Here is a 22,685-nt window from a genome sequence, read left to right as displayed (position 1 = left end):
GCCTGCCGTTTAGACCAGGCGGAGCCTATTCGATTGCAGACTAAGTAGGTATTTGAGTTGTTAATGCCGTTACTAAAAACGCTCCTTCTGAGCGACGGTGGATGCATCATTTGTCATACCTTGTTCACATGCATACATGCGTATGCATGTGAACAAGGTAGCTATGAAAAGCGACGAGGAAAGGCCCTCACGAAGGATCATTGCTTTGTGCAAATATCCTTCGTGAGGGCCGCACCGCACTAGGCAATAAGTGGGGCCATGCTTTAGGATAGTGACTTTCCCACTGATGACAATATGCACTAGCTTGGAGCGGTGATCCTGCCGACGAAAGAGCAACGCATACGGTAGTACGGCGGCTTGCTGTCCTTCATCCGGTTTTGCAGCGTCGGCGGCTGTTGGGCGCGGATCGCGCTGCATGTTCTCGATTAGGCTTTCTTTAATCGACTCCTCGAACTGCATCAGGCGCAGTAAAACGGAATGATACACTTCTGCCCGGCCATAATCTGGGGAATCGTTTTCGAGCCGTTGCAAATACCCGTGTAAATCGCCCTGGAGCTTTGAATAAGCCGGGGCATCGACCACCGACAAATGATTGAGCTTCTTGCCCAGCGCGGTTAATTGGTGCTGAATTACGCGTCCGTTGCTCTGGTAGGGTGTTTCTCTGACGCTGGTATATCGCCATGCCCCCTCCTTTGTGTAATCGATTAGATACTTATTGCTCGACTGAGCAAGGCCGGGAGCTGCGACAAAATACAGCATCCCAGGAATGGCGAACCAATAGAGAATCTTTCTCATACGCTGGGAGGTTTAGGAGCGGTCGGGTAGGGCGATCAACGGGCGATGCGCAAGGCTTCCGCGTAGGCATCGGGCAATTCGCTTTGTTCAACGGCCTGGGCCGCTTTTTCTACATCGTAGGCAACGCGCACAAATTCCACGGCCACCCCTTCGCGTGAACCGGGCCGGGCCGTTTCGTCGATGGTCAGCAGCACATAACCGGCCCTCGGATCACCATCCTTTGGTTTCCCCACGGAACCAATGTTGATGGCATGTCGCCAATAGGTTTCCTGGCCTTCTGCTTCGGCACTCACCACTTTGTGAAAGGGTTTGTGCGTATGGCCAAAGCACATCATGTCGGCTCCCGCGCCCTCGATCACGCGGCCCAAACTGCGGTCGCCCCGATCCTCAAACAGATATTCGTTTACGCGCCGGGGGCTGCCGTGCACCAGCAGCAGCGTGAATGGGGTTTGTTGCTGCCAAAGATGTTCGGGGTCATTGCCCAGCTCAAATTCCACCCGAATATGGGTTGGGAGCGTACGCAGATAGTTTCGTTCATTATTACCTACTTGAGCATTAGTATAGGCAATGGACACGTTGCCATTGGCCTTTTCCTGCTCCTCTTTGTAGGCGCATCCGCAATCGTCGGAGGCTCGACCGATGCCATAATCATAATTCCCGGCAATCGTCGGAATACCACGTTGGCGAATGGTGCGGATCACTTCGTTCGGCCAGATGTTGTAACCGACCAGATCACCTAAACAATACACCGCGTCAGGCTGGCGGGTGTCAATGTCGGCCAATACCGCTTCGAGCGCGGGCAGATTGGCGTGAATGTCCGAAAACAGGGCAATTCTCATGCGTGTTTTTGAAAGGCTTTTGTGTAGTGAGGTGCAAACTTCTTCTCTTGTTTCAGCGCAAAATTGACCATCAGATTCAGCTCCGGCACTTCGATCAGCGGGCCAACCACGGCGGCAAAGGCCGCGCCGGAATTGATGCCGAAAACAGCGATGGCCACCGCAATGCCTAACTCAAAATTGTTGCCCGCTGCGGTGAAGGCTAACGACGTAGATTTGCCGTAATCGGCTCCGGCTCGTTTCGAGAGGTAGAAGGCCGAAAAAAACATGATGGCAAAATAGATCGTCAGCGGAATGGCGATGCGCACCACATCGAGCGGGATGGACACGATCAACTGCCCTTTGAGGCTGAACATCACCACGATGGTAAACAGTAGTGCAATCAGCGTTATAGGGCTAATGGCGGGCAAAAAGCGTTCCTCGTACCACTGGCGGCTGAACAGCCTGGTCAGGATGATCCGCGAGAACAACCCGGCCAGAAATGGCACCCCCAGATAGATGAAAACGCTCTTGGCTACTTCGCCAATCGTGATATTGACGGTGTAACCCTTCAGCCCGAACAAGGGCGGCAGCACCGTAATAAACACGTAGGCGTAGACCGAATAGAACAGCACCTGGAAAATGCTATTGAAAGCTACCAAGCCAGCAGCATAAAGCCGATCACCTTTGGCCAAATCATTCCAGACGATCACCATGGCAATGCAGCGGGCAATGCCGATCATGATTAGGCCGGTCATGTATTCGGGTTTATCAGGTAGAAAGACGACCGCCAAACCGAACATTAACAGCGGGCCGATAATCCAATTTTGCAGCAGTGACAGACCGAGGATTTTGGTATTGGCAAACACCTTCGGTAACTCGCTGTAACGCACCTTAGCCAACGGCGGGTACATCATCAGCACTAGGCCAATAGCCAGGGGAATGTTAGTCGAGCCGGAATTAAACTGATTGATGAAGCCTTGCGACTGCGGGAAGAAATACCCGATACCTACGCCGATCAGCATGGCCAGGAAGATCCACAGCGTTAGAAAGCGGTCGAGAAACGAAAGTTTAGGCATGGGTGGCTTGGCTCGTTACGTTTTCCTCGATGAATTGCTGGCTGTACGCTTTGATTTCATCGCGTACCGCGCGAAACTGCGCCAGCTTATCATCCGCACCGGCCGGTACGCCGGAGCGGGACCGGCCTGGGGCGTGGGACGGGTCGGTGAAGCTATGATGCACCTTCTTGGCTGTGGATGGAAAGAACGGGCATTGTTCGCGGGCATTGTCGCAGACGGTAATCACGTAATCGAGCGGTAGACTGGTGTATTCGTCGGCGTGGTTAGAGGTGTGATGGGAAATATCAATGCCATCCTCGGCCATGACCTGAATCGCTAGGGGATTGACCCCGTGGGGAGCAACGCCCGCGCTGTAAACCTGGGCGCTCTCACCCCGGCCCGCCGTATCGGCGAAATGTTGCAGATAGCCGTGGGCGATCTGGGAACGGGTGGAATTGCCCGTGCAAAGCACTAGGATATTTTTCATAAGGCTTTTCTTTTTATCGTTGTTCCTTGATTAGCAGCAGCCCGAACCCGGTTTGCAGGCTGCGGCAGCGGTCGAACTGTCGGCAGGCTTCTGCGCGAATACGGTTACGCTGTAAATGCCCCGGTCTTGCTGACGGTAGTCGGCAATCTCAGCGGCTGACAGAAATTTTTGCAGTACATCGTCCGGCAAGCCGATTTCCCGCTCTTTCTGAATCTGGATGGTAGTAAACCCGGCATCCTGTACGAGTTGTAGATAAGCATCCTTTTGGATGGCTCCTGATACGCAGCCCACATACATTTCGGCATCATGTTGCAAGCCTTCGGGTAGGTCGCCTTTCAGCACAATATCGGAAATGCTGAAATGGCCACCTGGCTTCAAAATGCGGTAGGTTTCCGAAAAGGCTTTCTGTTTGTCAGGAACCAGGTTCATCACGCAATTGCTCACCACCACGTCGGCCAGATTTTCCGGCAAAGGCATATCCTCGATGTCGCCATAGACGAACTCGACGTTGGTAAAGCCCAAGGTTTTCGCATTCTTGCGGGCGCGGTCAATCATGGGCGGAGTCATATCCAGACCGATCACTCGGCCCGTTTTGCCGGTTTCAGCGCGAGCGACAAAGCAATCATTACCAGCTCCTGAACCCAAATCCACGACCGTATCACCGGGTTTGATCTGGGCGAATTGTGTGGGCAGGCCACAGCCCAAACCTAAATCAGCATCGGCCACATAGCCGTTCAGCTCCTGGTAATCCTGGGACATGACAATTGGCACGTTGGCATCAATTTCGGGGCCACAGCAGGATGTTGGCCCACAGCAGCTATTGGCATCTGGTTGTTCAGCAATCGCGCCATATTTCTGGCGCACGACTTCTTTGATTTGCTCGGCAGTTTCCATATATTTTTCTATTGGTATAATGTAATATTACGATTGACTTAGGCAAAAAAACACCTGCCGATTGATTAACAGCAGGTCACTGGTACGAACGTATCAAACAAGGCTCCGAATACGCGTTGAGTTTCCTCCCATACGGGGGGATTAATGCAGTAGCATACGCGGGGCGGGTGGATTTCGCCCTGAATGATGCCAATGCGTTTTAGTTCTTTTAGGTGTTGTGAAACGGTTGCCTGGGCCAAATCCAGCTCGTCTACTAGATCTCCGCAGACGCACGCTTTCCTGGCCACCAGCAATTGTAGGATAGCTACCCGTGCCGGATGAGCAAATGCCTTTGCCAGATCGGCGATGCGATTTTGTTCCTCGGTGAATATCTCGGTTTTGGTCAGTCCCATGTTCCAAAGGTAACAGGTTTTTTGTTCATTGCAATATTGCGATGAATAAAATCTATAAGCTGGTTAAATAGCCACCTTTACTTTGGAAAAAACGTAAAAGGTTTCCGTAGCAATTTGCTTGCACCGCTCGTCATACTTGGCGGTTTCCTGGGGTGTGCCATCAAAAGCTTTCGGATCGTCATAAGGCGTTGCTACCCGCAGGGCTGCGCCTTTCACAATGGGACATGCCTTATCGGCTTGTGAGCAAGTCATGATCGCCAGGAAATTGCTCGGGGGATTGCTGGCATCATCGTATTTCTTGGAGAACGCTTTAATGGGTTCTGCGCCCGATGCGTAAGTAACAGCATACACTGGGTTCGGTCCTTCTGATGCTTTGCTAATATCAAATCCCGCTCTTTTGCAGGCCGCTACTGCCCGTTCATTAAAGGCACTGACTTCCGTTCCACCTGAGAAGGTTTTCACGCCCGGAACGCCATAATAAGCAGCGGCTGTTGCTGCCCATAGTTGGCCGAAATGACTGCGCCGAGAATTATGGGTACAGATGTAAGTTAGTTGGACAGGCTCTTTGGCGTTTACCTTCTGTTGAATAAACTCCGCAATTTTTTCTAATTCAGTTTTGCGGTCTTGGGGGATTTTTGAAAAGTCCTGCTTAATGCCGTTGATGTAGGTCGTTAGAGAGCTATTCAGTACCACTTTTTTGTCGGTATCATTGCCCAAGAAGATAGCGGTTGTAATCAGTAAGCATAATGGTAATAGGCTGAAAAGCTTCATAGCACAGTATTAAATATTGTTATCTCCAGACACGAAATTTGTTTCATCGTAAAGTTACGATTAATTTGCTATTAGTGTAACATTTATAAGTAATCGTTCGTCCGACTATGTATATTATTGCTTAATCAGTCATCTGAGTATCTCCTTAAACGCCCCGTTTAATAAGCACACACATAAACCCTCCTACGTCTCAAGCGGGAGCGTTTTTATAAGACGATGAGCTTTTTAATAATTGTCCAATTTAGCTAGAAGCTTACGGGTGTGATCCTGATTAAAAATAACATTGTTTGATTGGACGGATTTAGCCGTGTTGGTATTACCGCAAACCTTTCATTGATAGGCAATGATGATGACGTTATTAAATGATTTAAATACCCTTTTTCGAACAGAAACGGTTGGTCAAGTAGGAGGGGAATCTGTACGGATATACTTATGAATGGTCCCTAAGTAAAAGGCTACGCAACCTATACCAGAAGACGTATTGGGAGCTTTTCGCTATTTTTAGTTGAATTTAGCTAACCAAATGGCTCACTTGTTGGCTATTAGTTTCAGTTCAATATCAAAATCATCATAGATCGCTTTGTCGCCAAGGGCGTCAAAGAAAGATGTTGAGCCGTACTTGATGTCGTATTGGGTTCGGTCGAGCGTCACTTTACCCTGCGCTTCCACCGTCGCTCCATCTTGTTTCACCCGAACAGGGAATGTTACAGCATTCGCAATCCCTTTGATACGCATAGTACCCGTTACCAGGTACGTGGTGGCTCCCTTCGGCATCACCTTCGTGATCGTAAAGGAGGAAGTCGGGTGCTTGCCTGTTGAGAAGAAATCGTCGGACTTCAGATGGCCGATCAGTTTAGCGTTGTATTCCGGATCGGTCAAATCGGTGCAGACAATGCTGTTCATGTCGAAGGTAAACTGGCCACCCGTCAGCTTGTTATCATCGAATAGCAATGCGCCATCGGCGAGCTTTACTGTACCCATATGCTCGCCTGTTACCTTTCTGGCTTTCCAGTGCAGGCTGCTCTTCGATACATCTACTTTATACGTGTCTGCGGACGTTGTCTGTTTACTACGTGTGGCCATTGTGCCAACTGTGAGGAGTAGAATAGTGGCCAGTCGATAGAGAATTTTCATTTCAGAAGAGATAGGTACATCCTGTATAGTGCAATGTACGCAAACGTTGAAATGAATAGGAAATTGTACCTATACAAATTTTCTGTAGATTGCGCCCAATGGCTTCAACCGCAACTTGTTAGCACACGCGCCCATACGGCAACGGATTGCCCGGCTCCTGCTGGGCTTACTCCTGTTGATGCAAATCAACTCGGTGCTGTTCCGCCATGCACACCGGCTGGCCAACGGACAGATCATTACCCACGCACACCCCTACAACCTCTTTAGCAAATCCTGTCCGTTGTCGGCTAACCCGCACACGACCCACGAATTGCTCCTGCTGGATGCGGTCAGCAACGCAGCGTTCGTACCCACGTTTGCGCTACTGATCGCCTTTCTGCTGCTGTTGGTGCGCTTTATTATCCGTTCCGTTCCTGCTGCCCCTACATACAGGATACGGACGGTATGCCTGGCCCGCCCCACGCTGCGCGGCCCGCCCTCCCCGCTCTCTTTCCGGCATTAACAGGCCCTTCCGGTCTGGTTCTGGCACTGAATAGCCACTGGTTCATGACGACCGGGGTGTACGGTGCCACTGTATTCACTTTTTTCCTGCTTTTTGATGAAGAAGATAACACTACTCTATCTAGTGCTTTCGGTAATTGTGCTCGTGGCAGTGGCCTGCGAAGCGCTATTGCCAGCGGCTCCTGCCGACGATGCCCTGCTCGACGGGCCAATTGCCGAGCTAACCCCGGAACAGAATGCCCTGTTTGCGCTGGGTGATGCCGCCTTCAACCGCGACATTTTCACCCCGGCCACAGGCCTGGGGCCTATTTTCGTTGCCAGCTCCTGCGGCTCCTGCCATGCCGGTGATGGGAAAGGAACGCCCTTCACCACCCTCACCCGCTTTGGACAGCACGATGATACGGGTAATCAGTTTATGGGGCAGGGTGGCCCCCAACTGCAAAACCGGGCCATTCCGGGCCATACCGCCGAATTACTGCCTGTGGGTGCGGTCTTCTCTAAGTTTACCCCACCCGCCAATACAGGACTGGGCCTGCTGGCCGCCCTTTCCGACGAGCAGATTCTGACAAATGCCGACCCGACCGACCGGGACGGGGACGGTATTTCGGGCGTACCCAACTGGATTCATGCTCCCCATTACTTCAAACCGCAGTGGTTCCATAAAGAACAAAACGACAGGTACGTTGGGCGGTTCGGCAAGAAGGCGGCAGCTATAGACCTGTTGCATCAGACCGTCAACGCCTACAAGCAGGATATGGGCATTACCTCCGAGTTTGATTCCGAAGATCCGATCAATTACAATGTATCCGGGCAGGCTGGTGACGGCGTAGATGACCCGGAGGTATCGTCGGCAAAGGTCAATGCGGTGGTATTTTACCTGCGAACATTAAAAGTGCCCCTGCAACGTACCCCCGCCGACCCGATGGTAGTGGCGGGTAAGCAACTGTTTATCAGCCTGGATTGCGGCAAATGCCACACGCCCGACTGGAAAACAGGGCAATCGGATGTAGCCGTGCTGGCCAACCGGACTTTCTCACCCTACACCGACCTGCTGCTGCACGATATGGGTGCGGGCCTTGACGACGGCTATACCGAAGGGATAGCTAAAACCGCCGAATGGAAGACACCCGCCCTGTGGGGCCTGGGCCTGTCGCAAAATTCCCAGGGGGGGCGGGTATTCCTGCTCCACGATGGTCGCGCCCACTCCGTAGACGAGGCCATCCGGCTGCACGGCGGGGAAGCCAGCCGCAGCGTGGAAAAGTACGCCAAACTGGCTGAAGCCGAACGCGGTAAGCTGCTTCGTTTCTTAGACACTCTCTAACCTCACCTGGCTCGCCAGTCCGAGCCTTTCTCTTATGAAAAAAGAAGTAACATTAAACCGACAGGACTTCCTGCGGCAGGCGGTCCTGAAAACCTGCGGTATGGCCTGCCTGAGTACATCCGTGCTGACGGCCGCCCTGACGAGCTGTGCGAGCGTCTATTACGCCCAGGCTCCGCGCATCAAAGGCTGGGCGATTCAGATCAGCAAGAAAGAATTTGACCTTGATCCCAACGGCAAACGGCAACGCCCGTTTATGGTGGTCGAAATGAAGAATCAGACCCACCCGATTTATCTGCGCCGGGTTGGGGGCGACAACTTCACGGCGGTACTGATGCAATGCACCCATCAGGGCAATGACCTCAACGCGCACGACGGCTACCTGTCGTGCCCGGCCCACGGCAGCGAATACGACACCGATGGTCGGGTAACGGAAGGCCCCGCCGAGGATAGCCTGAAGCGATACACTGTGACAACCGACGAACAGTACATCTACATCAATATTGCCTGATGATGAGAACACTTTATTTTTTGATTGGGTCTGCACTGATACACCTGGCGGCTTATGCCCAGCCTGACGCGGCCCGACCCGTTTCAACCTCGGTTACGGCGGCTACGGCGGTGACCGTGACCAAGCCGATACCCACTGATTCGACCCCCATGCCCAAAGCGTTTGCCGACTTGTTTTACCGGGATTCGACGCTTCGCAAGGGTAAACAGGAGAAGGGAGCCCTAAAGATTAATATGGATGCTACGTATGACCGGCCTTTTCTGACGTCAACGAAGGCCCCCGTGTCGATTGGGGGCTATCTGGAAGCCAACACCCAGTATATACAAACCAATGGCAAGACGGATGGCCTTTCGTTTCAGGCCCGCCGGATGACCATCTTCCTGGCATCGAGCATCAACCGGCGGATCAAGTTTCTCTCCGAGATCGAGTTCGAGGACGGCACGAAGGAAATCAACATCGAGTTTGCCGCCATGGACATCGAATTGACTCCGTTGCTGAACCTGCGCGGGGGCATCATCATGAATCCGATTGGTTCCTTCAACCAGAACCACGATGGCCCCAAGTGGGAGTTTATCGACCGGCCCATTTCGTCGGTGACGATTATTCCCTCCACCTGGAGCAATGTGGGCTTTGGCTTATATGGCAAGAAATACACCGCCAACTGGGTATGGGCGTACGAAGCGTACCTGACCAATGGCTTCGATGATCAGATCATTGCCAACGGCCAGAACCGCACGTTCCTGCCCGCCACCAAAGCCAACCGTGACCGCTTCGATGAGAGCTTCAATGGAGTGCCGTTAGTTACCCTCAAAACGGCCTTCAAACGACGCAAATGGGGCGAAATCGGCCTGTCGTGGATGGGAGGGGTGTACAATAAATTCCAGATTGATGGGCTGGTACTCGATCAACGTCGGCGGGTCGATGTGTGGGCACTGGATTTCAACACAACCCTGCCTACGGGTACATTTATCAACAGCGAATTCGTGTGGGCCAGCATCAACGTCCCCGCCACCTACACCCAGCAATTTGGCCGGATGCAGCAGGGCGGCTGGATTGACATCGTGCATCCGTTGGTGAAGAAGACCATGTTTGGCTGGAAAAAAGCCGTTGTCAACGCGGCTCTGCGCGTGGAGCGGGTTGATTACAACGTGGGTACATTCGCCGAAACGGGGGATCCGCTGCGGGATGATCTATGGGCTATCGTGCCGGGGCTGAGCTTCCGGCCTTCGCCTACGACGGTGATTCGGGGTAACTACCGCTACCACTGGCAAACCGATTTACTGGGCAATCCCCCCGCCCGCACAGCCGGGTTTCAGTTTGGTTTTTCGACCTACTTCTAACATTACTCACCCCAATGGCTGCTAGCCGTTGGGGTTTATTTTCTATGAAACACAAAGCCCCGATCTAATACCGTACCATCGGGCGGCAGCTTATACAACGTTTGCCGCCTTTAGGGCTGCCATGGTCGTTATGAAATTCTGATCACTTACAAGAGGCTATGACTATTCCTAAACCGTTTTCATATGAAGTTTTTGTTTTGTCTCACGCTGGGCCTGTTGTCCTGCCAATCGATCAGGCCGTTGACTCATCGTCACTGGTGCGACCAGCCTACCCGTAAACTGCGCTGGCTGAACCGAATGATCCAGGAGATAAGCGTTTTCCCAACCAATGCCAATACCTGGGAAGTCCATCAGGCGCATTACTGGGGACAAGAAGTGTTCATCGTCTATCTGTTGAATCAAGAAAAGAAAGGGCCAGGTTTTTTCCTTTATAACCATGCTGGCCAATTGGTTACTACTTGGGAACGGGCAGACTCTGTTCATTTAGCCGATATGATCGGTGACCGAATGCTGGTCGCAAGTCCGGGCCGGTTTAAAGTAACCAAGGATTAGTAAAGAATATAAAAAAACTTGGTGTAAGCCGGTTAAGCAAATTCTGGTTTTGCACGTATTGGTTCTCCTTTAGCCGATGGTTCTGCATTAAAAGATGATCAAACTTACTTTAAGGTAGAAGATTCCTCATTTCGCCCCAGGTTTCTTATGTTCTCCTCCTCCAGGGCGTTGTATGGCTGAACGATAGGTCTTATCTACGGCTATTCGGCTTTGGTCAGGGGGTATCGACGATGTGTTCGTACACAAACCACGCCTGTAATTCGTTCGTCCGTAGCACCTGACTAACCAGCAAGTCGTTGGTACCCTCATCACCCGTTTCATCCGCTTGTTTGGCAGCCTCACGAATTTCGGCTAACAGCAACTCATGGGCCTCAAACAGGCGCAAAATTTGTACCGGCACTTCTTCCCGATCACGTGGAGGGCGGGGAATTTTGGTCATCTCAGCCACGTCTGCGGCCATTGCGATGCTCAATCCGCCTAAAAGTTGTATCCGTTCCGCAATGGCATCGACTAATTTGGACTGTTCCTCGTAATGCTTATCGAAAAGCAAATGAAGTTGATAAAACGTAGGCCCAACTAATTGCCAGTGGTGCTTTTTATAAAGGTCACGTAAAGTCACGGTATCAGCCAGTATCTGGTCGAGGGACTGTACACTGCTTTGGCGGATAGTTTCTTCCAGGGAAAGGGGTACTCGTTTAAGTACCGTTTCAAAAGCTTGCAAAATTTTGCCCTCCTAGTGAAGGCGTGGTTCGGCGAAACGGGTGCTTTGATGAGTGGTTGCCATAGGATCGGTCGTGTTGACGTCTGCGTAATTTTTCATGATGTTGATGGCAGGCTTCCGCGCGTTCGGTAAGCCTGGGCACATCCCCGGCAGTAGTCGTGAGCCTGTTTGCTACATGCTTCTCCACCCATCCGGCAGATTTCTTGGCAAATCTCTAAGAACGGAAGGCTAATTCCAGCATTTCGTTCTTAGAGATGGACACCCTGACCGCAGGTATCGACACAATCACCGTCCAGTGTGCTATAGGGACTCCCATCTGGCGGATTCCTGCAAACAGGCCGTTGCTTACTATTCGCAGTCGCAATCGATCCGGGTTTGAATGAGCTGGTCATCCTGCGTTTCTTTCGCCTAGTGTATCCTTGTAGAGAGCTTGCTTACTCAACCAACTCACGAACGTTTTTTTGCCAAAAAATTAGTATGTGGCATCCTATTTTACACCAATCCTCCAAACTATCGTCTTCGGTTGCGCCAGCGATGACCAACCAAAACAATACAGAAAATAAGGACACCGATAAAAAAGGAATAAATGCCGTAAGACCAATAAATACTATTCATACAAACTATTGAGTTTTGAAGGGGTGAAAAAATAGGCTGACAACCCTAGTTTATAGAAAGGTAATCTTCCGTCAGTTTCCTGAGCGATAATCGTTAAACAATTTTACCCTAAAAACCATTAACTAACCAATAACAAAATCCAGTTTATCATGGCACACGATCATCATAAAGAAGCAGCTTATCACTTTGGCGAAGCAGCCAAGCATCACCAGAAAGCCCAGGAACTGCACGAAGCAGGCGAGCACGAGAAAGAAGCCCACGAAGCTTACGTGGCCTATGGCCACCATAATTTAGCGGATCAGCACGCGGAGGCTGCGGCTGAACATCACGCTGAAACGCATGATACCAGCGGCCACAGCGATACGGTAGCCTAATTTATCAAGGTAAGGTCGTTACAAAGAAGGGGATGTATCATCATGATACATCCCCTTCTTTGTAACGCAATGTTCTTATAACAGAATTATTACTCACTATCAAGCTGCTCATAGGTAAAATCATCATGCTGAATATAACGTAATGTATTATCAGCCAATCGAGCCTGTTGCCATGCCCCAGTTCCTAAATGAGCCCTGTGCAGCCATACAGTTTCGCCAAGGCGAATAATACCTTTATCTGAATTTGACGAATCGGCAGGGTTGGTTACCCACTCGGTATCCCGTATTGCCTGACAAGCGATGTCAAAGCTATCGGTGAGAAATGAGTAATCATACTGGTTTTCCATACTTGTAATACGATAAAATGTTAACCAACCCGTGAACTTGTCAGAGGAAGGATCACATTACTTTTATCACTTGGACCTTATATCAATAGAGTGTATAACATAATTGCGTGAGTAGTGGATCTAACTCCATACTATTTGATAAACTGTTAACTAGTAATCCAAGGTCCATTCAAAGAGGTTAAGCCAGCAATACGGTAAAACAACGCTCAAAGAGATTTTAGTTTCCCGTGATCCCGTAATATATCGCCAAATTTATACGTTGGGTCGGTTAGTTGACAATCGATCGTATCGGGAAGCGTTTAATTGAAAATTTTTCACATTCCCGGGATCTATGACACCTGGTACTGCTAGGCACGAAGTTAGAAAGCCATTAAATTTAATGGCTTTCTTTGCTAATTCATCTTCATCGCCAACATATTCACAGTTTGTTTATTCTTTCAATGAAATTTTTAACAACCGCCTGTGGTGCGTTGGCCAATGATGCTACTCAATACATTCTTGCTATTCCTAACAATATTTGTACAACGTGGTTTGTACACCAATGAAGTCGATGGCTATTCGATCCAGTTTCCGAAAGGGTGGTCTATTGTTAAAGACACTAAACACACACCTGCTTATACCGGGGCTTATTCGCCTAAAACCAATCCGGCTGAATGTGCTGAAATGAAAGTCGTAGTATTGCCCGGTATAGCGGTCAGTGAATTAACCAGTGCTATGCAGAATGATATAACTATAGCACGGAGTATATCGAACGATGTTAAGATTGAACGAAATCAGGCCATTACGATCGGTGGTCTAACCGGACAAGTCGTGCAACTAGCGCTTACTAGCCCGCGTCAAGGCCTGATCCGAATGATAAACTATGGCTTCGCCAAAAATAATCGGCTGTATTTTATTCGATGCTTTGGTAATCAAGCCTACTTTCAGCATTCAGCCGGTGAAGTTCAGAAAGCTTGTTTAAGCCTCCGCATTAAGTAATAGAATGTAGCCATCACGACCGACTTGAGCGGCGGTCACGATCACTCCGGCGGTGTGCACTCATTGACTGAACTGATGCTTACTAGAACCCAAAAAGCATTGCTCGACTGACGGTAAACAGTTAATAGATACTGATCTGTCCCGTTGCGTATAACAATCGAATGTAATTCTGATGGTAGCTATAAACAGCCTGATAATACGCTGTTTGGGTGTCGAACCAGGCACTTTGAGCCTGTAGTAAGTCGATGAGCGTCGTGGCTCCGCGCAGGTAAGCATAGCGTACCGAGGCCAGTACCCGGTTAGCATCGGCTCGGATACCCGTAAAACGGTCTACGTTCTGGCGGCTGCTTAGAAAGGATTGATACGCCGTTTGTATTTCTAACCTGACACGAGTTTGCAAAAAGGAAACAGATTGTGCAGCCTGTTCCTGTAATACTTTCGATTTCTGAATCCCACCTTGATTCCGGTTATAAACCGGTAATTCCAGGGTCAGATAGACCCCGGCGTAAGGTACTGTATTCTGAGGATTCCAAATAAAACCAGCTTCGTTACGCGGGCGAGCTAAGACCTGTTGAAGGTCTACATTACGTCGAGCCGTTTCCAGGTTAGCTTCGGCACCCCGGATGTCAGTGCGATCAGTCATGGCCAGCCTCAGTACACTATCGACCGGGCTGCTGGCAATTGCCTTAAGAAAACTGGTGTTTACCAGTGAGTCGTTCATCATCACACTGACGCTATCGACCGAGCCAATAACAAGTCTTAACTCGTTTAAGCGATTGTGCAGTTCCTGCCGCGCCGTGTTGATCTGAATACCATATTGTTCGGCTACTAATTGAGTACGGAGTAAGTCGGTGCTGCTAATGACTAAGTCGCGCAGCCGTACCCGGTTGAGTTGGACGAGTGTATCCGCGTTATTTTTGGCCTGTTGGAGCAACTCAAGCTGGATGCGAGCGTACCGGGCATCCAAGTATCGGTTGGCGGCCTCAAACAGGAGTCCGCGTTCGGTTTCGGCTACGCTCCGAAAAGTCAGGTTGGTCGTTGCCTCGGCAAAGCGGTTGCGTGCCTGGCGTTTGTTGAAAATGTCGAATTCTTTAGTCGCCTGTAACCAGAACTGCCGCCGTTGCCGACTCAATACACCAGGGCTTTGTTCCGCCGTTAGCGTTGGTACTTGAGCGGAGCTTAACTGAAACAGCGTTTGGTTATTTAAAATGGGATTGGGTCGTAGGTTGGCTGTAACCTGATCGGCTTGTGCAGCCGCAATAGTCAACCGCTCGACGCGTAAGGTGGGGCTATTGGTGCGGACTTGCTGAAGAACTTCCCGGAGCGTAAGCGGAATTTGAGCGGAAGCTATGAAGCGAATAGCAAAAATACACAGCAGGAAACAAAGCGTTTTTTTAAATATCATCCCTATCTCAAGTATTTTGCCAATAAAAATAAACACGTCAACTGGTAAAGATGCCGTAAATAATTCATTGAACAAATATACCTTAAAAAGTGAAAGTCACTGCCCTTGTTAGTAAGTAGTATTTGCGTAGTCAAATCGCGAATACTACCATTCAGCAACCCACTCATGGCACACCAACAGGTATACTTTTTTTGTCAAATCGGATAGCAGAAGCGAAGGAAATCATACATAGAAATCAATCACTAATTTCTGAAAACAGGGATAAACTAAGTGATTAAGTCATTATCGTTTAAATCCGCCTGCACGGGCACACGGGCAACCTTGCGTTTGTAACGAGAACTCCTATCTGGCTTTGTTTTCAAGTCACTTTCAATAGGCGCTTACTTGGTTTTAAACTACAATCGGTATAAAGAAGTTACCTTCCTGGAAAAGCTTGTAAAGAGCACGCAGCATATGCCTCCTGAACCCGCCGACAGTCAGTCCCCAGGTACACGTCAGAAAAAGCCTAATCGGCTGCAACGTATCTGGCAAAATTTGGGACCTGGTCTTATCACTGGAGCCAGCGACGACGATCCATCTGGCATTGCTACCTATTCCCAGGCTGGAACGGCTTTTGGGCTGGCTACCCTCTGGACAGCACTGGTTACGTTTCCCCTCATGGCTGCTATGCAGGAAATGTGCGCCCGTATCGGTTTGGTAACCGCTCAGGGATTAGCCGGTACCTTGCGCAAGCATTATCCCCGGTGGGTATTATATGGCCTGTTACTGCTAACGGCCCCCGCCATTGTGCTTAATATTGGGGCCGACCTGGAAGGCATGGGGGCAGTAGCTCACCTTCTCCTGCCACAGGTACCCACCTTTGCGTTCAGCGTATTCTTCACGGGCCTGATATTAGGCGCGGTCATTGTTTATCCGTATCAACGGGTAGCCGCTATTTTAAAATGGCTGTGCGCTACGCTGCTGTTGTATCTGGTTGTGCCGTTCTTGGTCAAGCAGGACTGGTTGAATGTGCTCCGGCAAACGTTTATACCCCAATTTCAGTTTACCAAAGCGTTTGCCTCCATTCTGGTCGCCATTCTGGGAACAACGATTTCGCCTTACCTGTTTTTTTGGCAGACCGATATGGAGGCCGAAGCCATGCAGCAAAACAGCGTTATAAATGGACTCGGCAAACGGGTCATGGTTAATAAGCGGCTATTGGAGTCTATGCGGTATGATGTGAACGTAGGCATGTTTTGCTCGAACCTGATTATGTTTTTTATCATATTGACTACCGGTGTGGTACTCTATGCGTCGGGAATTCGCCGGATTGATACCGTCGAGCAGGCAGCACAGGCCCTAAAACCGCTGGCGGGCGAGTTTGCGTATTGGCTTTTTGCGGGGGGTGTTATTGGTACCGGGTTATTAGCCATTCCGGTGCTGGCCGGTTCGCTCTCCTATGCGGTTGCCCAAACCTTTCGCTGGCGGGGCGGCTTTGATCGCAAGTTTCGCCAAGCGCCCGCCTTTTATCTGACCATTACCCTCTCCTTAGTGGTTGGACTACTCCTTGATCTGCTGGGCATCAGTCCCATTCAGGCGTTGTTATATACAGCCATTCTTTACGGCCTGACGGCACCCATTATGGTTGCTCTTATCCTGCATTTAGCCAACAATAAAGCCATTATGGGGAACTTTACCAATGGCCGTCTCTCCAATGCGCTGGGGGCGATTACCCTGGTATTAATGAGTGCGGCAGCGGCTCTACTCCTTTATTTTCAGGTAGTTGCCTGAGCGAAGGCCAACCCAAGACGTTAAGCGTGCGGGGCGTGCGTTTAGCCGTTTCTGTCACGAAGGGGCTGAACATTTAACGTAACCAGCCTACTGGAACTACCAATGGCGTGTCATTGATCGACACGCTACTGATCAACGGATGGTTGAGCCATGTAGTGCTTAAAACCAGCAATATAGGCCCGGACACTTCGATCCCATGATTGCAGGGTGCGGGCGGATTGCTCATCAATATCAACGGTTCGTTTAGCCGACGGATAAAGGTCACGGATGGGTAGGTTACCCCGTACTGAATCGGGCTGAGCAGCGAACCGACTAAACTCGTAACGATACCGGCCTTCCCGTACTTTAACCTCTAAGCTGACCCGGTATGCCTGCGGCTGAACGGCCCCGGATATCAATACATTAAGGGTTAGAATACCGCCCGCCCGCACGATTCGTTTCGAGTGATGGGGTAAGTCAACATTTGATCCAGGACGAAGCGTTTTCTTAAAATAGGCTTGAGCACGGGTATATAAGTCGACCGTTGACGCTCCCCTTACCTGGCCTGTTCCCTGGTAAACGACATCGCCTGACTGGGAATCAATGGGAACCAGATCCGAAATGATGTACCCAAATTGGCCGTAGACTGGAATCGCTGATCCAGCCAGAAGTACGGATAGTAAGGCGAATCCAATCGATTTTGCTTGACGGGAACGGCCTAGTTTAGGCCTGCCTGCATGAACAATCAGCGTCATAATTTTCTTCATGGTAAATCGTGATTTCTGATAAACGAATTAGGGTTGACCACTGGCCTGCTTCACCAGGGCCACATATTTCTCAAGCGGAAGCCCAATGAGGTCGAAAAGGTGAGTTGCCAGCGAGAACTCGGTCTCACTGGCCGGGCCATCCACGCAGATCATGTTGTTCACCAGCAGGACTAAAAATTCTTTTTGTTTATTGCTTAACAGGGCCAATTCCTTAAGCATAGCCGGAACATCCGTGGCATCAAGACGGACAAGTGCCTGGCCCAATGTGGTCACGCCCAGTATGGCCAAATACGTTTGCAGCAAATCCAATTCGGCCTCATTCGCCGGGGCATCACAGGAAGCTACGCCCAGTACTAAGTTAATGATGGCCAATTTTTGATTTCCGGTTACACCCACCAGCAATTCCGCAATGGGTCCCTCAACTGAATTTTTTTTGAATGGATTGATCATTAGTAGGTCGTTCGTGCATTCATTTCCCAACTAGTAGTATTGACCTAAATTTCAGTGTTTAACATTCATTGCCTACTAACCTGACACAGGCGATGGCTTTACGCCAATTAGAACGTGTTTACGATCAACGCAATCGGTAACGAGTAGTCCCGTTGTTTGGTACTACGGATACTTAGGAGGATCGTAACTATCGAAACGAACCAATCGTTGATTGTACAAATCGAGGGCTTCATCACTGCCCATATCCTCCCTCAATCGTTGTTGAATTAAATCCAATCGACTCCCATAATTCAGGGATGCGACAATCTCAAAGCCAAGTTCACTGTTGATCCAATCAACAGATTTGTTTAATTGATTGGCTTGATTGGCAACCGCTGTAAAAATAGAAGCTGCCACATCAAGCTGACCTGTTGTAAGCCAAAGGCGGCCCAGCGTACTTGCGCACCTGGTATATTGGCCATCGTTTAGGTCAGCTAGCTCCTTCTGCGTAAGGTGCTTTATTAATTCTTTAGCTTCCTGCAAAGTGATGGACTTTCGTTGGTTCGTAAAGTTATCCATTCGCTGCATTTTCTTTAGCAAAGAGCATTTTTCCATTCTCCATTGGGGTGAACAGAAGTAGAGATTAAATCAGGTAGGCTCCGGCACAAGTCCGGTCAAACCGTATATAGTTGATTGAAACGAGTTGACTCAACTGTCAGGTTTTGCACCTCCATAGCGTTCAGCATCGCCACGTCGCGTCCAGCCAGCCCGCACCCGGCACTTATCAGGAACGGCACTGATGCGTTCGTTCACGAAGCGCAACACGACTTTGGTGCTTGTATGGGCGGGCATTTTACGTTCCGTCTGAACAAAATACGCAACCATCGCTCGCCAATGGCCGGAGAACGGTGGTGCAGTTGGCACATTCATAAACGATCGGAAAGGCATCGGACAGCCTGGTTTCGACCAGTTGGTGACTGCGCTGCGGACAAGTTAATACGGATTCTAAATGAGGCAGCAAACACGCTTAGTTGATCACTAGGGTCAGGGCCGTTTTATTGCGCACGGCCTGGTAGTTTTTGCCCTGATATTGTCCGGGCTTTTTGTCCATAAAGTCCACATCCACCACGTACTGCCCGGCTCCGGTCGGCGTTAGCGTAAACCGGCCGTTGGCATCGGCGGTTTGTTTAATCTGCTTACCGTCGGGAGCGGTTAGCTTGAGGGGGGCGTTGGCATAGGCGGTACCGTCTTTGGTAACCAGCAGTGTAGCCGGTTTGCCCAAGATTAATCCCGTTTCGGGTGTTACGTCCAGATAATGAACGGGTTTGGCAAACAGGTTTCCCCCGCCAACCTGACAGATGGCCCGCAAATACTCGCGGGGCCGCACGATGCCCAGTTTGTGACTGGTCCAGTCCTGCACGGCACGGGTATCGTTGACCAAAAGCACCTGGTACGTACCGGCCTGGCTGGGCGTAAACTGCGCCTGGTAGCAGTTCTCGGCGGGAGATAGCGTAAGCGGGTGAATTGAGCCATCGGGCAGCAGCACTGAGGCTGTAAAGGCTTTGATACCCGCCAGTTTATCGGCTTTTTCGCGCAGACCGTTTTCCAGTTCGCCGAAGTAGCATTGTACTGTCATCGGTTCGCCGACCTTGCCGGAGCCTTTGAGTTCGAGCCAATAGCTGTGGGCCTGCGTCAGCAGGGGTAAAAGGAGGAGCAACAGGGAGGCAGTGATCTTTTTCATAAGTCAAACGTAAAAGGAGTTGATTGTGTAAACTAAGGTTAATTACCTGAACTTGAGGTTCTGCACCCGCACCGCGTTCAGAATGGCCAGCATGGCCACGCCTACGTCGGCAAAAACGGCCTCCCACATGGTGGCCAGCCCGCCCGCGCCCAGCACCAGCACAATGGCTTTGACCGCCATTGACAGGGTGATGTTCTGCCACACGATCCGGCGCGTGGCCCGGCCAATGTCGATGGCGGTAGCAATTTTACTGGGTTCATCATTCTGAATAATGACATCGGCGGTTTCGATGGTGGCATCCGAGCCAAGACCGCCCATCGCCATACCGACATCGGCGAGTGCCACTACCGGCGCGTCATTTACGCCATCGCCGACGAAGGCCAGTTTGGCCTTTGGGTTGGTGGCTAAATCAGCTTTGAGTCGTTCGACCTCCCGCACTTTATCTTCGGGCAGCAGATCGCCGTGCCACTCGTCCACGCCCACTTGTTTGGCGATGGCCTCCACGACGGTTCCTTTGTCACCCGACAGCATCACGGTGCGAATGCCATCGGCTTTCAGGCGTTTGACGGCATCGGCGGCATCGGGTTTTACCTCGTCGGCAATGGTGAAATAACCCGCAAACTGCCCGTCGATGGCCGTCATGACGATGGTGAAGGGGATTTGAATCAAGGATTCATCGAACGATACGTTGAATTTACGGAGCAGCTTGGCGTTACCGGCCAGTATTTCTTTCCCATCTACGGTCCCCTTCAACCCATGCCCGGCAATTTCTTCCACACCCTCCACCGACATCGTTTCGTGACCCTTATCTGAATGTTCGAGAATAGCCGTAGCGACCGGGTGAGTTGATTTGCTTTCCAGCGCGGCCGTTAAACGCGTCAGTTCGGCCGCGTCGATACCAACAGGTTTGACTTCCTGCACCTTGAACACGCCTTTGGTCAACGTACCGGTTTTGTCCATGACTACTGTCTTTACCTGCGTCATCAAATCCAGAAACACCGAGCCTTTGAACAGAATACCCTGCTTTGATCCGGCCCCGATGCCCCCGAAATAACCTAGCGGTATGGAGATCACCAGCGCACAGGGACAGCCGATGACCAGAAACACCAAACCCCGATACAACCAGTCAGCAAATTGGTAATCCCCAACAAAGAAGTACGGCACGACCGTAATCAGCACCGCCAGCAAACAAATGATTGGGGTGTAGATTTTGGCAAAACGGGCAATAAACTCCTGGGTCTGCGCCTTGCGGCCAGTGGCCTGCTGCACTAATTTGAGAATGCGTGAGAGTTTGGAATCCTGATAGGGCGTGGTGACGTCCATCTCCACCAGCGATTGCCGGTTAATCATGCCTGCCAGCACAGCCTCCCCTTTTTCAATCGTGCGCGGTACGCTCTCGCCTGTTAGAGCTGCCGTATCGAACGTACCTGAAGAAGAACGCATGGTGCCATCCAGCCCTACTTTTTCGCCGGGTTTAATCTGAATTACATCGCCAACAGCCACCGTAGCGGCTTTTACGGTTTGCGCCTGTCCATTTTTGAGTACCGTCACTTCGTCGGGACGAACATCGAGCAGGGCTTTGATACTGCGACGCGCCCGCAGTACGGCGGCATCCTGAAACAATTCACCGATGGTGTAAAACAACATCACCGCCACGCCTTCGGGGTATTCGCGGATACCAAACGCACCGAGCGTTGCCACTCCCATCAGGAAAAATTCGGTGAACACGTCGCCCCGGATACTACTGCTCCAGGCCCGTTTCAGCACCGGCCAGCCCACGGGCAGGTAGGCCGCTACGTACCAGATCAATCGCCAGGGGTCCCTGAACCACCGAAACGTCGGCCCGGCCCCCGCGTAATTATCCAGTGCAATACCACCTAATAAAAGAACCAGGCTAATGATGACCGGCGCATACGTTCGCCAGGTTTGCTCCGGCCCTTTTTTTGCCGGGGCGGCATCCGCTACCGGGGTTGTTCCTTCTTCGATCAGCTCCACATCATCGTGGGTGTGACCGTCTTCGTCGTGGTTATGATCGTGTGCCATAATTAGTTTTAAAATTCAATGAAAAAATTAAGTACAGCTAGCCCAACGAGCGTGAGGCCGGTAATCAGATTTTCGCGGTGCTCGAACCAATGAGCATTCACGCGCCGTAAGCCGCGCCGGGCGATGCTCACCATTAACAGCATCCCCGACAGCGTGATCACATTATAAATCAAGGCTACCAGCATCACGGCTCTCCAGCCTTTCGCACCCGCGCTTAGGAAATAGGCTTCAATCTCCAGACACGGCGAGAGGAACATAGCCAGCCCCAGCGACAGTAGTAGGGTGGAAAACGAACGATTTTTCCGAACGTCCCCCGTATCGATGTGGTCGTGAACATAGCGATGGCTTAGATGCTGCATCAGATACCACAGTCCTAATGTCAACAAAAGCAGTGGAATGGCCCGTTCGGAAAGTTCATGAAAGTTTTCGGCCAAATGCCAGCCCGCCAGACTCACCAGCACGCCCAGCAGCGTCGTGCTGATGGTGTGGGCCAGGCCGGCAATGGCCGTGATGGTCAGCGTTTGCCGAAGAGTCCACCGCTCAGTTTGGCCGATGGTGACGAACGGCAGCCAGTGACTGGGAATCAGTGCGTGGAGTATACTCAGCGTTAAACTTCCATATAAAATCGCATTCATCGTTTTGGTTGGTCATCGTGGATATATTCATGGAATACGCCCGTTATCAGGAAGATTAGCCCCGGTGTTTTCGGGCGCTGTAAAGTGCCTGTCGAGATATACTGGCAGCTGTTCGCTTTTGCGATTTGCTGGAAACGTTCTTACCCGACTGTTGACTCAGGTCTGTATTGAGCTTACTCCCCGTCTTCTTGGCCCGCTTTTTGACCGAAACAATCCCAAACAGGATGGCCAGCCGGTAAAGGCACCAGCCCATCAGGCCTAGCCCGACCGATACGCCCATTAAATCCAATAGTGTGTGATAAGCCTGTGCCAT

Annotated in this window: 28 protein-coding genes; 8 read left to right on the top strand and 20 right to left on the bottom strand. The window is 50.8% G+C overall.

Translation table 11 applies throughout. The features are described from left to right. Positions 1-72: 72 nt before the first annotated feature. The 8 genes from ACYVK4_RS31995 to ACYVK4_RS31960 all read right to left on the bottom strand — a co-directional run bounded on the left by ACYVK4_RS31995 (position 73) and on the right by ACYVK4_RS31960 (position 6,346). Entirely contained in the window at positions 73-759 is a 687-nt protein-coding gene (locus ACYVK4_RS31995) for a hypothetical protein (RefSeq protein ID WP_461131657.1), read from the bottom strand. A gap of 71 nt (positions 760-830) precedes the next feature. Further along, on the bottom strand, positions 831-1,634 hold the full coding sequence (locus ACYVK4_RS31990; RefSeq protein ID WP_461131656.1) for a metallophosphoesterase family protein: 804 nt from the start codon (positions 1,632-1,634) through the stop codon (positions 831-833). Beyond that, positions 1,631-2,689, bottom strand: coding sequence for an ACR3 family arsenite efflux transporter (arsB, locus tag ACYVK4_RS31985; protein ID WP_461131655.1), 1,059 nt, complete (start codon positions 2,687-2,689; stop codon positions 1,631-1,633). The genes ACYVK4_RS31990 and arsB overlap by 4 nt, the downstream gene beginning before the upstream one ends. After that, positions 2,682-3,155: an arsenate reductase ArsC gene (locus tag ACYVK4_RS31980; protein WP_461131654.1), complete on the bottom strand. Its 474-nt coding sequence runs from the start codon at positions 3,153-3,155 to the stop codon at positions 2,682-2,684. Before ACYVK4_RS31980 ends, arsB begins: the two co-directional genes overlap by 8 nt. A gap of 30 nt (positions 3,156-3,185) precedes the next feature. Continuing rightward, on the bottom strand, positions 3,186-4,049 hold the full coding sequence (locus ACYVK4_RS31975; RefSeq protein WP_461131653.1) for an arsenite methyltransferase: 864 nt from the start codon (positions 4,047-4,049) through the stop codon (positions 3,186-3,188). A gap of 65 nt (positions 4,050-4,114) precedes the next feature. Beyond that, the gene (locus ACYVK4_RS31970; RefSeq protein ID WP_461131652.1) at positions 4,115-4,441 is read right to left on the bottom strand and encodes an ArsR/SmtB family transcription factor; all 327 of its coding nucleotides are present in this window, start codon (positions 4,439-4,441) and stop codon (positions 4,115-4,117) included. Positions 4,442-4,504: 63 nt separating this feature from the next. Beyond that, positions 4,505-5,212: a low molecular weight phosphatase family protein gene (locus ACYVK4_RS31965; protein ID WP_461131651.1), complete on the bottom strand. Its 708-nt coding sequence runs from the start codon at positions 5,210-5,212 to the stop codon at positions 4,505-4,507. A 528-nt stretch (positions 5,213-5,740) separates the two neighbouring features. After that, positions 5,741-6,346: a YceI family protein gene (locus ACYVK4_RS31960; RefSeq protein ID WP_461131650.1), complete on the bottom strand. Its 606-nt coding sequence runs from the start codon at positions 6,344-6,346 to the stop codon at positions 5,741-5,743. Between the two features lie 115 nt (positions 6,347-6,461). On the opposite strand from ACYVK4_RS31960, the gene ACYVK4_RS31955 reads away from it, so the two are divergent. The 5 genes from ACYVK4_RS31955 to ACYVK4_RS31935 all read left to right on the top strand — a co-directional run bounded on the left by ACYVK4_RS31955 (position 6,462) and on the right by ACYVK4_RS31935 (position 10,568). After that, positions 6,462-6,848, top strand: a complete 387-nt coding sequence (locus tag ACYVK4_RS31955; protein WP_461131649.1) for a hypothetical protein — start codon at positions 6,462-6,464, stop codon at positions 6,846-6,848. A 96-nt stretch (positions 6,849-6,944) separates the two neighbouring features. After that, positions 6,945-8,168 (top strand): di-heme oxidoredictase family protein, encoded by a 1,224-nt coding sequence (locus ACYVK4_RS31950; protein WP_461131648.1) that lies wholly within the window; start codon positions 6,945-6,947, stop codon positions 8,166-8,168. Between the two features lie 34 nt (positions 8,169-8,202). Beyond that, positions 8,203-8,676 carry a QcrA and Rieske domain-containing protein gene (locus ACYVK4_RS31945; protein ID WP_461131647.1) on the top strand — a complete coding sequence of 158 codons (474 nt, stop codon included), beginning with the start codon at positions 8,203-8,205 and terminating at the stop codon, positions 8,674-8,676. Continuing rightward, complete coding sequence (locus ACYVK4_RS31940; protein WP_461131646.1) at positions 8,676-10,016, top strand: hypothetical protein; 1,341 nt, start codon at positions 8,676-8,678, stop codon at positions 10,014-10,016. Before ACYVK4_RS31945 ends, ACYVK4_RS31940 begins: the two co-directional genes overlap by 1 nt. Before the next feature lie 183 nt (positions 10,017-10,199). Beyond that, the gene (locus ACYVK4_RS31935; protein ID WP_461131645.1) at positions 10,200-10,568 is read left to right on the top strand and encodes a hypothetical protein; all 369 of its coding nucleotides are present in this window, start codon (positions 10,200-10,202) and stop codon (positions 10,566-10,568) included. Between the two features lie 214 nt (positions 10,569-10,782). Here ACYVK4_RS31935 and ACYVK4_RS31930 read toward each other — a convergent pair whose 3' ends face one another. Beyond that, on the bottom strand, positions 10,783-11,289 hold the full coding sequence (locus ACYVK4_RS31930) for a Dps family protein (RefSeq protein WP_461131644.1): 507 nt from the start codon (positions 11,287-11,289) through the stop codon (positions 10,783-10,785). Between the two features lie 764 nt (positions 11,290-12,053). On the opposite strand from ACYVK4_RS31930, the gene ACYVK4_RS31925 reads away from it, so the two are divergent. Then, positions 12,054-12,278: a hypothetical protein gene (locus ACYVK4_RS31925; protein ID WP_461131643.1), complete on the top strand. Its 225-nt coding sequence runs from the start codon at positions 12,054-12,056 to the stop codon at positions 12,276-12,278. An 89-nt stretch (positions 12,279-12,367) separates the two neighbouring features. Here ACYVK4_RS31925 and ACYVK4_RS31920 read toward each other — a convergent pair whose 3' ends face one another. Next, on the bottom strand, positions 12,368-12,625 hold the full coding sequence (locus tag ACYVK4_RS31920; protein ID WP_461131642.1) for a hypothetical protein: 258 nt from the start codon (positions 12,623-12,625) through the stop codon (positions 12,368-12,370). Between the two features lie 498 nt (positions 12,626-13,123). Between ACYVK4_RS31920 and ACYVK4_RS31915 the strand changes: the two genes are divergently transcribed. Continuing rightward, positions 13,124-13,603, top strand: a complete 480-nt coding sequence (locus ACYVK4_RS31915; protein ID WP_461131641.1) for a PsbP-related protein — start codon at positions 13,124-13,126, stop codon at positions 13,601-13,603. Positions 13,604-13,724: 121 nt separating this feature from the next. Here ACYVK4_RS31915 and ACYVK4_RS31910 read toward each other — a convergent pair whose 3' ends face one another. Beyond that, positions 13,725-15,008, bottom strand: a complete 1,284-nt coding sequence (locus ACYVK4_RS31910; protein ID WP_461131640.1) for a TolC family protein — start codon at positions 15,006-15,008, stop codon at positions 13,725-13,727. A gap of 384 nt (positions 15,009-15,392) precedes the next feature. Here ACYVK4_RS31910 and ACYVK4_RS31905 point away from each other — a divergent pair, with 384 nt between their 5' ends. Next, positions 15,393-16,778, top strand: a complete 1,386-nt coding sequence (locus tag ACYVK4_RS31905; protein ID WP_461131639.1) for an NRAMP family divalent metal transporter — start codon at positions 15,393-15,395, stop codon at positions 16,776-16,778. A 125-nt stretch (positions 16,779-16,903) separates the two neighbouring features. On the opposite strand, the gene ACYVK4_RS31900 is transcribed toward ACYVK4_RS31905, so the two are convergent. The 9 genes from ACYVK4_RS31900 to ACYVK4_RS31860 form a co-directional block, all read right to left on the bottom strand. Beyond that, a complete protein-coding gene (locus ACYVK4_RS31900; protein ID WP_461131638.1) occupies positions 16,904-17,524 on the bottom strand; it encodes a hypothetical protein in 621 nt (206 codons plus the stop codon). Positions 17,525-17,551: 27 nt separating this feature from the next. Continuing rightward, positions 17,552-17,974 (bottom strand): hypothetical protein, encoded by a 423-nt coding sequence (locus tag ACYVK4_RS31895; protein WP_461131637.1) that lies wholly within the window; start codon positions 17,972-17,974, stop codon positions 17,552-17,554. 162 nt (positions 17,975-18,136) lie between these two features. Beyond that, the gene (locus tag ACYVK4_RS31890; RefSeq protein WP_461131636.1) at positions 18,137-18,568 is read right to left on the bottom strand and encodes a hypothetical protein; all 432 of its coding nucleotides are present in this window, start codon (positions 18,566-18,568) and stop codon (positions 18,137-18,139) included. 93 nt (positions 18,569-18,661) lie between these two features. Then, positions 18,662-18,805, bottom strand: a complete 144-nt coding sequence (locus ACYVK4_RS31885; RefSeq protein WP_461131635.1) for a hypothetical protein — start codon at positions 18,803-18,805, stop codon at positions 18,662-18,664. A 1-nt stretch (position 18,806) separates the two neighbouring features. Further along, complete coding sequence (locus ACYVK4_RS31880; RefSeq protein ID WP_461131634.1) at positions 18,807-18,974, bottom strand: GDCCVxC domain-containing (seleno)protein; 168 nt, start codon at positions 18,972-18,974, stop codon at positions 18,807-18,809. Positions 18,975-18,980: 6 nt separating this feature from the next. Further along, complete coding sequence (locus ACYVK4_RS31875) at positions 18,981-19,694, bottom strand: DUF4198 domain-containing protein (protein ID WP_461131633.1); 714 nt, start codon at positions 19,692-19,694, stop codon at positions 18,981-18,983. A 42-nt stretch (positions 19,695-19,736) separates the two neighbouring features. Continuing rightward, complete coding sequence (locus tag ACYVK4_RS31870) at positions 19,737-21,737, bottom strand: heavy metal translocating P-type ATPase (RefSeq protein ID WP_461131632.1); 2,001 nt, start codon at positions 21,735-21,737, stop codon at positions 19,737-19,739. 8 nt (positions 21,738-21,745) lie between these two features. Then, positions 21,746-22,372, bottom strand: coding sequence for a hypothetical protein (locus tag ACYVK4_RS31865; protein WP_461131631.1), 627 nt, complete (start codon positions 22,370-22,372; stop codon positions 21,746-21,748). A 55-nt stretch (positions 22,373-22,427) separates the two neighbouring features. After that, positions 22,428-22,685 (bottom strand): hypothetical protein, encoded by a 258-nt coding sequence (locus ACYVK4_RS31860; RefSeq protein ID WP_461131630.1) that lies wholly within the window; start codon positions 22,683-22,685, stop codon positions 22,428-22,430.

This window comes from Spirosoma aerophilum (genome assembly GCF_054782495.1).
The sequence above is the reverse complement of the archived record's forward strand: the minus strand, read 5'-3'. Positions and strand labels throughout refer to the sequence as shown.

Coding starts and splice junctions, on each gene's coding strand:
- ACYVK4_RS31990 (WP_461131656.1), bottom strand. CDS start 1,634: ATGAGAATTGCCCTGTTTTCGGACATTCACGCCAATCTGCCCGCGCTC.
- ACYVK4_RS31885 (WP_461131635.1), bottom strand. CDS start 18,805: ATGCCCGCCCATACAAGCACCAAAGTCGTGTTGCGCTTCGTGAACGAA.
- ACYVK4_RS31995 (WP_461131657.1), bottom strand. CDS start 759: ATGCTGTATTTTGTCGCAGCTCCCGGCCTTGCTCAGTCGAGCAATAAG.
- ACYVK4_RS31870 (WP_461131632.1), bottom strand. CDS start 21,737: ATGGCACACGATCATAACCACGACGAAGACGGTCACACCCACGATGAT.
- ACYVK4_RS31890 (WP_461131636.1), bottom strand. CDS start 18,568: ATGGAAAAATGCTCTTTGCTAAAGAAAATGCAGCGAATGGATAACTTT.
- ACYVK4_RS31925 (WP_461131643.1), top strand. CDS start 12,054: ATGGCACACGATCATCATAAAGAAGCAGCTTATCACTTTGGCGAAGCA.
- ACYVK4_RS31895 (WP_461131637.1), bottom strand. CDS start 17,974: ATGATCAATCCATTCAAAAAAAATTCAGTTGAGGGACCCATTGCGGAA.
- ACYVK4_RS31965 (WP_461131651.1), bottom strand. CDS start 5,212: ATGAAGCTTTTCAGCCTATTACCATTATGCTTACTGATTACAACCGCT.
- ACYVK4_RS31960 (WP_461131650.1), bottom strand. CDS start 6,346: ATGAAAATTCTCTATCGACTGGCCACTATTCTACTCCTCACAGTTGGC.
- ACYVK4_RS31860 (WP_461131630.1), bottom strand. CDS start 22,685: ATGGCACAGGCTTATCACACACTATTGGATTTAATGGGCGTATCGGTC.
- ACYVK4_RS31945 (WP_461131647.1), top strand. CDS start 8,203: ATGAAAAAAGAAGTAACATTAAACCGACAGGACTTCCTGCGGCAGGCG.
- ACYVK4_RS31920 (WP_461131642.1), bottom strand. CDS start 12,625: ATGGAAAACCAGTATGATTACTCATTTCTCACCGATAGCTTTGACATC.
- ACYVK4_RS31910 (WP_461131640.1), bottom strand. CDS start 15,008: ATGATATTTAAAAAAACGCTTTGTTTCCTGCTGTGTATTTTTGCTATT.
- ACYVK4_RS31975 (WP_461131653.1), bottom strand. CDS start 4,049: ATGGAAACTGCCGAGCAAATCAAAGAAGTCGTGCGCCAGAAATATGGC.
- ACYVK4_RS31950 (WP_461131648.1), top strand. CDS start 6,945: ATGAAGAAGATAACACTACTCTATCTAGTGCTTTCGGTAATTGTGCTC.
- ACYVK4_RS31935 (WP_461131645.1), top strand. CDS start 10,200: ATGAAGTTTTTGTTTTGTCTCACGCTGGGCCTGTTGTCCTGCCAATCG.
- ACYVK4_RS31865 (WP_461131631.1), bottom strand. CDS start 22,372: ATGAATGCGATTTTATATGGAAGTTTAACGCTGAGTATACTCCACGCA.
- ACYVK4_RS31900 (WP_461131638.1), bottom strand. CDS start 17,524: ATGAAGAAAATTATGACGCTGATTGTTCATGCAGGCAGGCCTAAACTA.
- arsB (WP_461131655.1), bottom strand. CDS start 2,689: ATGCCTAAACTTTCGTTTCTCGACCGCTTTCTAACGCTGTGGATCTTC.
- ACYVK4_RS31980 (WP_461131654.1), bottom strand. CDS start 3,155: ATGAAAAATATCCTAGTGCTTTGCACGGGCAATTCCACCCGTTCCCAG.
- ACYVK4_RS31875 (WP_461131633.1), bottom strand. CDS start 19,694: ATGAAAAAGATCACTGCCTCCCTGTTGCTCCTCCTTTTACCCCTGCTG.
- ACYVK4_RS31970 (WP_461131652.1), bottom strand. CDS start 4,441: ATGGGACTGACCAAAACCGAGATATTCACCGAGGAACAAAATCGCATC.
- ACYVK4_RS31940 (WP_461131646.1), top strand. CDS start 8,676: ATGATGAGAACACTTTATTTTTTGATTGGGTCTGCACTGATACACCTG.